The sequence below is a fragment of the Tannerella forsythia genome (assembly GCF_001006485.1).
GTDB classification, from domain to species: Bacteria; Bacteroidota; Bacteroidia; order Bacteroidales; family Tannerellaceae; genus Tannerella; species Tannerella forsythia.
The window spans coordinates 89,668-102,266 of sequence record NZ_JUET01000101.1 but is presented as its reverse complement, the minus strand read 5'-3'; the positions used below and the strand labels follow the sequence as shown (position 1 = coordinate 102,266).

Below are 12,599 nucleotides of genomic sequence, written 5' to 3'. Positions count from 1 at the left end.
CCCCAGGGAATTTCTTTTTGTTGCATTCAGTGGGACGGTGTAACATAAATGCTCTTTTTGGTAACATCGCAACGTGTGGCTGTTGAATGGATCATCTAATTTCGCATCCGAAAAACAGATTGGATATGATACGTCGTGCATTGCTTCTTTTTGCTCTCATTTATTGTTTGCCGGATGTGGCGTCGCTTGCAGGTCAATCGGCCGACGGTGGTCGCTGCCAAATCGCTTTCAACTCCGGATGGCTCTTTTCGAAGAATGAAGCCAACGCCGTCTTGCCGGATAGAACGACGGCCGGATGGCAAGCCGTACAGCTTCCTCATACCTGGAACGATAAGGATGTACTGGCCGACGGCCGGAGAGGATACTACCGCGGCGTCGGCTGGTACAAGAAAAGATTTCGTCTTGTTCCCGAAAAGGGAAAAAGGTATTTCCTTCGGTTCGAAGGGGTGAATCAAACGGCCGAAGTGTTTGTAAACGGGAAACCGGCCGGAGAACATACGGGCGGTTACACCGCTTTCAACGTCGATTTAACGCCTTTTCTTGAGGCATCGGGAGAGCAGTACATCGCCGTAAAAGCCGACAACAGCCATCGAGACGACGTGCCGCCCCTGTCCGCCGATTTCACTTTCTTCGGCGGCATATACCGGCCGGTACATCTGATCACCACGGGCGAACAGCATTTCAGCATGTCGGACTACGGAGGCCCCGGAATCTATATCACCACTCCCCGGGTAACGCCTCACGGCGCCGACGTAACCATCACGTACCACCTGCAAAATTGCAGCGACGCTCCTCAAGCTCTGACACTCGAGACCGTCATCCGGAAAGATGTCGCCTCCGCTTTGGCAACAAAAAACACCGCGGTAACCATCTCCGCCTTCGGCGATACGGTTGTAACGGTAACCTGCTCGGACGTGCGGAATTTTGATCTGTGGAGCCCCGATCATCCGGCAATGTATTATGTGGAGAGCCTGCTGAAACAATCGGGCAAACGAGTCGACAACCTGTCTCAGCCCCTCGGATTCAGATGGTTCCGTTTCGATCCGGAAAAAGGCTTTTTCATCAATGGAAAAAACATCAAGCTGATGGGTGCGAATCGCCATCAGGACAGGATACCCTACGGCAATGCGTTGAGCAATGATATGCATCGGCAGGATCTGCGCCTGCTCAAAGAGATGGGAGGCAACTTTCTGCGCAACGCGCATTATCCTCAGGCTACGGAGGTGCTGGATCAGGCCGACCGGCTGGGCTTTGCCGTATGGGAGGAGATTCCTCTCGTAAACGAAGTGACCGTCGGCCCGCGACATACCGAGAACACGACCGTGATGCTCAAAGAGATGATCAAGCAGCATTACAACCATCCTTCGGTGGTGATCTGGGCCTATATGAACGAGATCTACTGGGCGCACCGGTATAAGCCGCAAGAGGAGATTGCCGGGAGGAACCGGGCGACGCTCGAATTGGCTCGGCGTCTTGAACACATTGTACGGGAACTTGATCCGTATCGATATACGGCTATGGCGATGCACAATGATCCCGCTTACGAGGAGACCGGGTTGGGAGATATCCCGATGATTGCCGGCTGGAACCTGTATCACGGTTGGTATTACGGTATATACGAAGATTTCGGGACATTTATGGACGAGCAGCGACGCAAATACCCGAAGCGCATTCATTTGATCAGCGAATACGGGGCAGGGTCCGATGTACGGTTGTATTCCGAAAAACCGGAGAAGTTCGATTTCACTGTCGAAGAGCAGACCCGTTTCACCCGTTCCATCACCACGCAAATCCTCGACCGGCCTTATATTGCCGGAGGCGCGCTGTGGAATCTGGCCGATTTCAGTTCCGAAAGAAGGGTAGATGCCACTTCCCATATCAACAACAAAGGACTGGTAACAGCCGACAGAAAACCCAAAGACGCTTATTATCTGATGCAGGCGTTGCTGTCGGAAAAGCCGGTTGCGCGATTGGGATATCCTTTCCGCAACCGGTGGGTACACGCCGCAACCTCGCCTTCCGATACGCTGGTGCCTGTGCGGATGCACGCATTCTCGAATCAAAAGAGCGTATCGCTGTATGTAGACAATCGTCTCTTCGGAGAAGCGGAGGTAAAAGACGGGATGGCGGAGTGGGAGATGAAACTTATCCCAGGAAGGCATCTGTTGTCTCTCGCACCGAACAGTCCCGATACGCCGGAGAAGCAGATCGACGTCCGGCTGATTCCGTTCCGTCCGGATGGGAAGGAGGAGGCGGAGCTGGCAATGAATGTCGGAGCCAATTACGCTTTTATCGACACCCGCACAGATCTCTACTGGCTGCCCGAACGGACATACGAAAAGGGCAGCTGGGGCGTCGTGGGCGGAGAACCGCTTTACGTGGGAGGTAAAGTGGGAACCAAGGAGGACATCCTCGCCGTGGACGAAGAAGACCCTCTCTACCAGACGATGCGTGTAAACCCGGAGGGATTCGGAGCCGATCTGCCCGATGGAACGTACGAGATCGAGCTGTTGATGGTCGATTACGTAAAAAAATCGCGGCGCTTTGCCGACGAGGACAAAGGGATTACCTACGAACCGGGGCAGAGAGTCTTCGGCGTATCGGTCAACGGAACGTCGATTCTTCCCGAAATCGATCTGGGCGGCAGCTACGGTCTGAATGTACCGTGCAGGCTTACCTTCAGATACACGGTCACAGATAACGCCGGGTTATCGATCAAATTTCATCCTGTCAGCGGAGAACCGGTATTAAGTGCCGTTCGCATTCGGAAGGTCGAATTTTAATAGTAAATGAATCCTGTGTACTAGCAATGGTGTAACATAATTCCTCTTTTTGGTAACATCATAATGATGGATATGAATCAATGATGATTAATTTCGCAAAATAAATCATGAAAAGGTACACATTATTATTGGAGATTCGGCTTTAGATGAATATACGGCATGGTTAAATAACAAATAATCAGACACTTTATTTTCTAAAAAGACAATCATTGAAAAACAGAACGAATGGAAAGACGCTTATTTCTTACAGTTACGACCCTTTGCTTTCTGATCGCAGGAATGTCGATACAAGCTCAAACCTATGAGATACGGGGGATCGTTGTCGATGCCGATACGCAGGAGCCTCTTCCCGGAGCAGCGGTGTACGATCAGGCCAATTACAACGGTACGGCCACCGATCTGGAAGGGCATTTCCGTTTGACCGGTCTGAAAAGCGGAAAAACCGTGCTTACCTTTTCCTATCTGGGGTACAAGACCGAAGAAAAAACCGTGAACATGCCTGCCGACCATCATCAGGTGATGACGATTCGTTTGTCGCCGGCAGACAAGGTGTTGGCCGAAGTGGTGGTCGTGGGCAGCTTCGAAGGCCAGCAGCGGGCGCTCAACCAGCAACGGGCTGCGGACAACATCAAGAACGTCGTTTCGGCCGACCTCATCGGAAAGTTTCCCGATAAGAACGTGGCGGAGGCATTGCAGCGACTGCCCGGGATCAACATCGCCCGCGACAAAGGCGAGGGTTCCACCGTCTCCATACGCGGTACGCCGCAGCATTTCACCAACATCAGCATCAACGGCGAGCAGCTCGCGTCGGTACAGCAGAGCGGAACGAGAACCGAATCGCTCGATCTGATTCCGGCAGACCAGCTCGGTTCCATCGAGATCACCAAAGCATTGACGGCCGATATGGACGGCGATGCGGTGGGCGGAAACATCAACCTGAGAACCCCGACCGCGCGATCGGACAAGCTCCGCGTCAAGGGAGACCTCGGGATGGGATTCAACGACCTCTCCGGGAAACTGAACTACATCGGCAAACTGCAAATCAGCCGGCGCTTCTTCCCCGACGCGAACACCTCGCAGGGACGTTTCGGCGTGCTGGTCAGCGGAAGTTATTACGGGAACAACAACTCCGAAGACCGGATGGATGCTTCCTGGTCGGGCATCAAGAAACCGGTCGAGATGGTGAACGAACGCCTCATCATGCCGGAAGATTTTCAGTTCCGGAAGACGGAGAACAAACGTACACGCGTAGGCACGACCGTTACCCTCGACTACAAGGTGAAAAATCACGAAATCGTCTTTAACTACATGTACAATTACCGGAAAGACGACGACGTGCGCAATCGCCTGCGATTCGATTTCAACAGAAACGGGTCGGAATGGATTACGCACGACAGCCTGAGACGCGGAAGAATACGCCGCGATATAAATCTTTGGAAAGAGATCAAGTCGAACCACAACTTCAACCTCGAAGGGACCCACCGGTTTGGTCGCTGGACGCTCGATTGGGGTACGTTCTATACCGTTTCGAAGCGAGACCATACCAGTACCCGGGGCGATTTCGCGCGCAACGATGTAACCATCGTAGCCGACAATCCGCGGGGGGTATTGGCCGAGGTGCCTCAGTTCAGACCGATCGTCCCGTTGAATATCAAAAATCCGCTGTTGTTCGATAATTTCAGGAGGTACGAAGAAGATATGGGAACGACCGACGCCTCGAATCTCGTGGGGAAATTCAATCTTCAGAAAAACTACATGCTGAAAGATTATGCGGGTGTCTTTAAATTCGGAGGAAAGGTGAGGAGTGTAACGAACGATAAGTACCGAAACAACCGGGTGCTCTCTTTCTTCGATCCGAATCAGGAAGTAAATCTGGCCGAGGCTTTTGCGCATGTTGCCGGAAACACCGAACCCAAGGAGTTTCTGAACGGAAGGTATGCGTTCGGCCCCAGAGTGGATAAAGAAAAGTTTACCCGTTATATGGCTTCGCACCGGCGATTGCTTACCGAGTCGGACGACTCGTGGGATGCCGAGCGGCTGTCGAAGAACGATACCTACAACGCGAAGGAGAACGTATACGCCGCCTATCTGATCAACCGCATTCAGATAAAAAAGATATTGTTGATTACCGGAGTGCGGTACGAGTACAACGATGTAAATTACAGTGCGTTCGATGTGAAGCGGTCGGGCACGAAGATCGTAGCGACTCCCATCAGCGGCGGAACGAACTACGGTTTTCTGCTGCCGAGCGTGCACGTCAAGTACAGCCTCGATGAGCTCACCAATTTCCGGTTTGCCTATACCCATTCTTACGCCAAACCCAACTTCGTGGATATCGTGCCGTTTATCAATTACGATGCCGATGCGGCGCGGCTGTTTATCGGCAACACCAACCTGAAACCTTCGCTGTCGAACAACATCGACCTGATGTTCGAGAAGTACAACCGCAGCGGAGGAGTCGTTTCCGCCGGGCTGTTCTACAAGAATATGAACCGTTTTCAGTTCACGAGAATCATTCCTTCGCTCATCGAAGACTATCCCGGCTTCCCTCAAACGGCAGGATTCGAGTTCCGCCAGGAGCAGAACGGCGAAAGAGCGACGGTCTACGGTTTCGAGTTTAATTTTATGCGTAAGCTCAATTTCCTCCCCGGAGCCATGAAGGGTTTGAGCGCCTATCTCAATTATACCTTCACCGGAAGCGATGCCAGCACGCAGGACCGGAGCAACATGCGGCTGCCCGGACAGGCCATGCATACCGGAAACGCCTCGCTTTCGTGGGACTACAAAGGGTTCAGCAGCAAGGCCAGCCTCAACTACAACGGCTCGTACATCCATTCGGTGGCCAGTAACGAGAACGACGATATTATTCAGGACGACCGGTTTCAACTGGATCTGAATCTCTCGCAGCAGATCACGAAGAGAATCAGCCTCTATGCCGAGTTTGTGAACATCACGAACTCGCCTGCCCGTCAGTATCAGGGAAACAGCAATCAGATATCACGCCTTGCTTACTTCGGCTGGTGGAATCGGTTTGGCATTACTTACAGACTTTAATTCGCATGGTTACAAAAGAAAAACATAAAAAAACAGAGAACATGAAATTCAAATGGGTATTCTTTTTTTTGATGATTGGGCTGATACTTGCAGGATGCGAGAGGGAGCAGGAGATCGAGCTCCCCGAAGCAACGGTAGTCATTGAAAATTACAACGGAAACGCCATTGTTCAGGAGCCTGCGGGCGAGGTGGAACTGAGCATCGTCTCCCAGTCGTTGGCCGGAATAAAGAAGCTCGAAGTGCTCGCCAACGAGTCGGTTATAGAAACGCTGGAGACCGAAGAACGGTTCACGCACCGATACGCCTACACCTACCGTGTGGCGAAGAACGCCCGAACGGGCGATGAAGTCAGGCTCATTTTCAGGATGGAAGACCGGAGAGGACGGACCGTTTCTTCTCCCGCGGTAATCATACGAGTGGACGAGCCGTTCAGGATCGTCGATTTTGTCCGGGGTGGCCACACGTTTCGGAAGATTTACGGAAGAATCAACAAAGACCTTACGCTCACGAAAAAGGAGAAATGGCTGGTCGACAGCATTGTAAGTGTAGACCAGGGGGCGACGCTCACAATCGATCCGGGCACGACGGTCTATTTCCGCACGTTCTCGAACAGCGATAAACTCAGCCTGCTTTCCGTGATGCGGGGAGGTAAAATCGTGGCCGAAGGCACACGCACCGAACCGATTGTTTTCACAAGCGATAAAACGCTGTCGGGAAATCCCGTCCGCGGAGACTGGGGAGGCGTATCGATTCACGGGAACGCTCCTACGAATGCAGGGAAGACGGTGCTGCGCGACGGATTCAGGTACGGAGGTACCCACGTTTCCGATAACTCGGGACGCTTGCGCTTCGTTCGGATCGAATACGCCGGGAAGAAACAATATCACGCCTTGCAACTATTTGGAGTGGGGAGCGGCACGAAGCTCGAATACGTGCAGGTGTTCGAATGTCACAACAACGCGTTCCGGATGCGGGGCGGAAGAGTCTCTTTAAAATACATCTCCGGCATCCAACACGGCGGTTATGGCATCTGGGCCGACGAAGGATGGCAGGGCAACGGTCAGTTCTGGCTGTTCCAAACCGGCATCAAGGCCACGCTTATCCCCGTCAATTACTGGAATCAGGCGCGCAGTATCGAATTCCGGAACGACGACTCGTTCTACGAAAAAGAGCCGCGCACCACGTTTAAGCTCAGCAATCTTACGCTTATCGGCAACGGATACGCCGAAGGTGGCGATCACGGCACGCGGCGCGGCATAAGAATCAGAACGGGAGCGCAGGGGCTTCTGCATAATGCCATCGTTACGCAATTTCCGAGCGATGCCGTACGTGTGGAAGATCTCCCCATCGAGTCGCTGGGAAGCAGCATGCTTATCGACAATATGCGCTCTTACGACAACTTGGCCAACTGGGAGCAGGAGGCAAAAGACTATTTTTTTAAAAGCAATCGCTACAATCTGAAAGAGACGCCCGTCGGAGGCATCTCCATCGACGATTTTACGGGAATCGAACCTAGTCCCTACAATCCTGCGGCCATGAGCAGCTGGTTTACGAGCGCCTCCTATATCGGCGCGGTAGATCCGAAGAACGACTGGACGGCCGGCGGTTCGTGGTTTAAAAATAAGGACGGTTCCTTCAGATAACCGATATGAATTTATTAACGATAAAACAGTATGTACAATGAAACCAAAAAGACATGAATGGATAATGGCTGCACTGTTTCTGGCAGCGATTATCGGCGGCACATCCTGCAAAGACGACAAGCCTCAGCTCGCTACCCCCAAGATTGCGATAACAGGCGCCGATTCCATCGATCTGGCACCGGGAGAAACGGTAAAGATCTCTCTCGCTCTGGAAGGAGACGGAGGAGCCAAATCGGTAGTTGTTACGAAGAACGGAGGATTCCTCAAGGAGTTTCCGGTACATCCTACGGCAACCCAGTTTGTATATACCACGGAGGCGTTGCCTAATAGCCTGAAAGAAGGAGAAATGCTCCGATACGGCTTTATCCTCAGCAACACCAACGACGTCGACAGCAAAGAGATTCCGTTTGTAATCAAAACGACTCTTTATCAGAAGATTAAGGTTGGTGAAACCGAACTGTACAGCTTGAATGTCGGAACCGACGGCATCGTACCTTCGGGCAGCGAAATTACCCTGATCAAAAAACGAAACTACTTTGTTCCTTATGCGCTTACCTTCGAAGCCGGCTCGAAGCTGAAAATCGAAGAAGGCGTACATGTGTACATGAATGCGAATGCGGCGTCACCCGTCAAGATCGAGATTCAGGGCGAGGCGGATATCGTCGGTACGGCTTCGGCTCCCGTCGTATTTACCAGCTCCAAAACGCTGACACCCGCAGAGCCAGTCAAGAGCGGAGACTGGTCGGAGTTCCGCCTGAGCGGTCCGGAGTCCGCCTTCTCGAACGGAAAAGTGAGCTATGTGCGGATAGAGTATGCCGGCGAACGTTCTTTTCGGCTTGCAAACGTAAGCGAAGCGACCCAAATCGATCATGTGCAGGTGTACCGGTCGTCCGGCGAAGGCGTCATGATTACCGACGGAAAAGCCCGGTTGAAATACATCGTAGCTACCGACTGCGAAGGCGGTTCTTACCGGTTGGGAGACAAATACGCCGGAAAGATGCAGTTCCTCCTCTCCGTCAACTCACAATACTTCAAGGAAAACGACGATTTCACCATCCGTGAAAAGGCTTCCCCCGTCGTATCGAACGTTACCCTGTTGGGCCCCGGCGCCGAAACAAAAAAGAATACACACGGCATGCGGATGAGAGGCAGTTCCACCCCGAAAGTATACAATTCGGTTATTGCCGAATTCCCGAGAAGAGGCATCAGAGTTGCCGAAGAAGTAAAAATAACCGACCTCAACGGTTCGGCAGTATTTGCCTATTCCTATGTGTTCAACGTACCCAAAGACCCGTTCCGCGATCTGGCCAAAGCGTTTGCCGGCACTTTCAATGCCGATGGGACCATTGCCTCCAATCCGTTCCATAATAATGCGACCAAGCTGGAAGAAGGGAACTATACGCTCAAACCCATCGGAGGGATCGGTGTCAAAGACTTTGTCCCCGATACCGAACCGAAGAGCACATTCAATCCCGCTTCGTTAGACGCGTTCTTTTCGGCGGCCGAATTTGCGGGAGCGGTGAAGAATGCTGCGGAGGACTGGACAAAAGGTTGGGTGAAAAATCCCGATGGAACCATCAGATAAAAGAACAATCTCCGACAGATGCCTGTTTCTTCACAAAGGAGCAGGTATCTGCCCGATGAAAGACAAGAAAAATGAAAACAGGTCATCTCTTTTTTATCTTCCTACTTCTGACAGGAAGCTGCCGGTTGACGGCACAAGAGGTATCGCCCGAATTGCAGGCTAAATGGGATAAGGAAAGTTCCGAACCTCAAACGCCCCTGTTACGCTATGTTCCGTCGTCACTGCCCGACCGGATCACGCTCGTTCCTTTATCGGCCGGGGCGAAGGAGATCGCCGTTACGTGGAGAACCGATACCACCGTAAAAAGCGGAACGATAGAAATCATCCCCGGCGACTCGATCACCTTCCCCAAAGATCGCCGCGAACGGATAGAGAGCACTTTCAGCGTCGTTCGATACAAAGACTATCCGATGCACTACCACAAGGCGGTTCTCCGCAACCTGTTCCCCGGCAACATCTATAAATACAGAGTGGGAAACTCTCCGCAGTGGAGTGCCTGGCATACTTACAAACATGAACATTTCACCGATACGATAAGCCTGCTTTATTTCGGCGATACGCAAAACGGCATCTACAATCATGCGGCAAAAATTTACAAACAGGCGATTCGAAAATTCGACCGGGCAAAGCTCGCAGTATACATCGGCGACCTCATCAATCATGCCAACAACGATTACGAATGGACCGAATGGCATACGGCGACCGACGATGTGAACACCTCCATGCCGGTGATCGCCACACCGGGCAACCACGAATATCTGAAAGACTTAAACGGTCGGAAAGTACAGCTCTCCGCCTATTGGACTTCCACTTTCCCATTCTCCTACACGTGGGATGCAGGCCCGTTCTACCTCGATTTCGGCTTTGTCCGCTTTATCGTGTTAAATTCGAACGAGAAGCTCGACGAACAGGGGCGATGGCTCGATTCGGTGTTGAACGAGACCACACAGGACTGGACGGTACTCGTGTGGCATCATCCCGTATTTTCGGGGGCCCGGAACCGCATCAACAAGGGATTGCAAGAGAACTGGCTGCCGGTGATTGAGAAGTACCGCGACAAGATCGGACTGGTCTTGCAAGGGCACGACCATACCTATGCGCGAGGTGGGTTGCCCGAACGCAACAAAAGCCGGACCCATCCGTCGCATCCCGTATTTACCGTTACGGTAACCGGAAATAAATTCTACGATTTGGAAACGCAGCCGTGGATGGACGTGGCCGTTCCCAACGTCAGTTCGTATCAATACATCGAAATCACAAAAGATAAGATCGTTTACAAAGCGTACAGCGAGACCGATCATCTGTTGGACGAATTTGAAATCCGTAAATGAGTATGTGCGCCGGAAAGAACCTTCTCGCCTTCGTCGTCTGTTGTATCGTTCTACCTCTAACCCTCACGGCACAAGCCGATTGTTCCTTTAAGTGGCTCGATGAAAAAACCCTTTGTGTAACCGACGGCGTAAGTGAACAGGTCTATCTCTGGGATAAAGGAATGCTGCGGCTTTTACGGGCAAGGTCGTTGTCACGGACAGCGAGTGACCTGTTTCCCGCAGCCCCCTCCGACAGGAGCAGCGACAGCGACAGCCCCGTCGCCACATCGTGGCAAATCAGCCGGTCGGAGGCCACCGAAAGGCGTTCGGCATATACGCGGATAGACCTGCACGCCGCTTTCAAAGAGTATGAACTGACGCGCAGCCTGTGTATCTACGATGATTGCCCGGGGATTGAATGGCGGCTTTCCATGAAAGGGAAGAACAGCTTGTTCCCTGTTACTTCTTCGGCTGATTCCGATCCGGTCGAACATTCCGAACGATTGCAAGGCGACCGGCCGCACTACTTTTTCATGCCTTTCTCCGTGCCGCATTTTGGTGTCCGAGTCGTCTCTTTCCGCGAAGCGACCGACCACCATACCAACATCGTCCGGTCAAGCAGCGAGCTTCCCTACCGCAAACCTCAATATTACAGAGGGTCGATTTTGCTGGCCAACCGCAATGGGCGAAGCGACGAGGTGCATCTGGCCGTAAAGATGGCGCCGTTGCAGGAAGCGCAGTCCGCTTACGCAGGCTTCGATTTCAGCACCGATTTCACCGGCTTCAAGGTGCATTCGCCTGGGTTCGACTTTTCCGACGGGTGCGATACCTGCCGACAAGAGGCGTATCCCCTATTCTCGGTGATGTATGCCGCTAGCGAAGAGGAAGCGCTCGATAGGTATAAAAAATACGAGCTGGCGGTTCACAAATACCTCCCTCATCGCGACAATACGTTGACCATGAACACCTGGGGCGATCGCAACAAGGACAGCCGCATCAACGAATCGTTTATCCTCAATGAATTGGGAGCGGCTGCCGCTCTGGGCATTACCCACTATCAGATTGACGACGGATGGCAACAAGGCCTGTCGAAAAACTCGGCCGAAAAAATCAACTTTCTATGGGACGACTGGCAGGCGTCGGATTGGGAGGTAAATAGCACGCGCTTTCCGCATGGACTGAAGAAAGTGAAAGAGAAAGCCGATTCGTTGGGCATATCGCTGGGGCTTTGGTTCAACCCTTCCAAGAACGACCGGTATGCCGCATGGGAGCGTGACCGGAATATCCTGCTCGATTTGCATCGCAAGCACGGAATATCCTGGATAAAAATCGACGGAGTGGAAATCGGAGACCGCCTCTCGGAGAGCCGCGTGCATCGAATGCTGAGCGAAGCTCAGGAGGAGAGCGGTAACCGTTTGCAGTTCAATATGGATGTGACGGCAGGAAAGCGGGGAGGCTTTTTCTACTTTCATCGCTTCGGAAACATCTTCCTTGAAAACCGGTATACTGACTGGGGAAACTATTACCCTCACTTGACCCTCCGAAACATCTGGTCTCTGGCCAAATATGTTCCCGTGCAACGGATTCAGGTGGAATGGCTCAATAAATGGCGCAATGAGAACCGATATCCGCCAGATGATCCTCTGAAGCCGATGGAGGTACCTTTCGACTATCTCTTTGCCATCACCATGATGGGACAACCGCTCGCCTGGATGGAAGCGACAGGCCTGCCGGCCGAAGCTTTTGAGGTCTCCCGACTGATTCGCCTCTGGCAGTCGGAAAGAGGCCGGATGCAGAAGGGTATTATCCGTTCGGTAGGAGAGGAGCCTGACGGATATAGTTTTCCCGGCTTTGTGAGCACCTCCGGCCATCGGATCTACGTGCTTTTATTCCGAGAGCACACGCTGCTGCCGGAAGGAAGATACGATGTATCGCCCGCCGCGATCGGAGGAAAGCGTTTTGTGAAGCTGGCCGGTGAAGGCGAAGTAATTCACGTCAATACCCATACGGTAAAGGTGAACTATCCCAAGCCGTTCGGCTTCATTTGGGGCTATTTCGAGTGATGCGCTCGCCGGCCTTAAACTCGATCGAGTCCAAGGTCGTTTTTGTGGTCCGTGTTTCCGGACCCTTTAGGCCCATTGATGATTTGAATATTTTTCACACCTCGTTTTTTACCCAAATATGCTATCTTTGTCGTTCTTCAACGCACAAAAGTAGTGCTTTT

At 52.3% G+C, this 12,599-nt stretch carries 6 protein-coding genes; all 6 read left to right on the top strand.

The window, feature by feature from the left end; genetic code table 11:
- Positions 1 to 125: 125 nt before the first annotated feature.
- Positions 126 to 2,783, top strand: coding sequence for a glycoside hydrolase family 2 (locus Tanf_RS10040; RefSeq protein ID WP_046825789.1), 2,658 nt, complete (start codon positions 126 to 128; stop codon positions 2,781 to 2,783).
- Positions 2,784 to 3,008: 225 nt separating this feature from the next.
- Complete coding sequence (locus Tanf_RS10035; RefSeq protein ID WP_046825770.1) at positions 3,009 to 5,837, top strand: TonB-dependent receptor; 2,829 nt, start codon at positions 3,009 to 3,011, stop codon at positions 5,835 to 5,837.
- A 41-nt stretch (positions 5,838 to 5,878) separates the two neighbouring features.
- Positions 5,879 to 7,480 (top strand): beta-helix domain-containing protein, encoded by a 1,602-nt coding sequence (locus Tanf_RS10030; protein WP_074451746.1) that lies wholly within the window; start codon positions 5,879 to 5,881, stop codon positions 7,478 to 7,480.
- A gap of 37 nt (positions 7,481 to 7,517) precedes the next feature.
- Positions 7,518 to 9,065 carry a beta-helix domain-containing protein gene (locus tag Tanf_RS10025; RefSeq protein ID WP_046825768.1) on the top strand — a complete coding sequence of 516 codons (1,548 nt, stop codon included), beginning with the start codon at positions 7,518 to 7,520 and terminating at the stop codon, positions 9,063 to 9,065.
- A gap of 71 nt (positions 9,066 to 9,136) precedes the next feature.
- Positions 9,137 to 10,396: a purple acid phosphatase family protein gene (locus Tanf_RS10020; RefSeq protein WP_046825767.1), complete on the top strand. Its 1,260-nt coding sequence runs from the start codon at positions 9,137 to 9,139 to the stop codon at positions 10,394 to 10,396.
- Positions 10,397 to 10,398: 2 nt separating this feature from the next.
- The gene (locus Tanf_RS10015; protein ID WP_236684427.1) at positions 10,399 to 12,438 is read left to right on the top strand and encodes an alpha-galactosidase; all 2,040 of its coding nucleotides are present in this window, start codon (positions 10,399 to 10,401) and stop codon (positions 12,436 to 12,438) included.
- The last annotated feature ends 161 nt before the right edge of the window (positions 12,439 to 12,599 follow it).

What these genes read in the sequence shown, in the direction of transcription:
- Tanf_RS10040 (WP_046825789.1), top strand. Translation starts at nt 126, where the DNA reads ATGATACGTCGTGCATTGCTTCTTTTTGCTCTCATTTATTGTTTGCCG.
- Tanf_RS10035 (WP_046825770.1), top strand. Translation starts at nt 3,009, where the DNA reads ATGGAAAGACGCTTATTTCTTACAGTTACGACCCTTTGCTTTCTGATC.
- Tanf_RS10030 (WP_074451746.1), top strand. Translation starts at nt 5,879, where the DNA reads ATGAAATTCAAATGGGTATTCTTTTTTTTGATGATTGGGCTGATACTT.
- Tanf_RS10025 (WP_046825768.1), top strand. Translation starts at nt 7,518, where the DNA reads ATGAAACCAAAAAGACATGAATGGATAATGGCTGCACTGTTTCTGGCA.
- Tanf_RS10020 (WP_046825767.1), top strand. Translation starts at nt 9,137, where the DNA reads ATGAAAACAGGTCATCTCTTTTTTATCTTCCTACTTCTGACAGGAAGC.
- Tanf_RS10015 (WP_236684427.1), top strand. Translation starts at nt 10,399, where the DNA reads ATGTGCGCCGGAAAGAACCTTCTCGCCTTCGTCGTCTGTTGTATCGTT.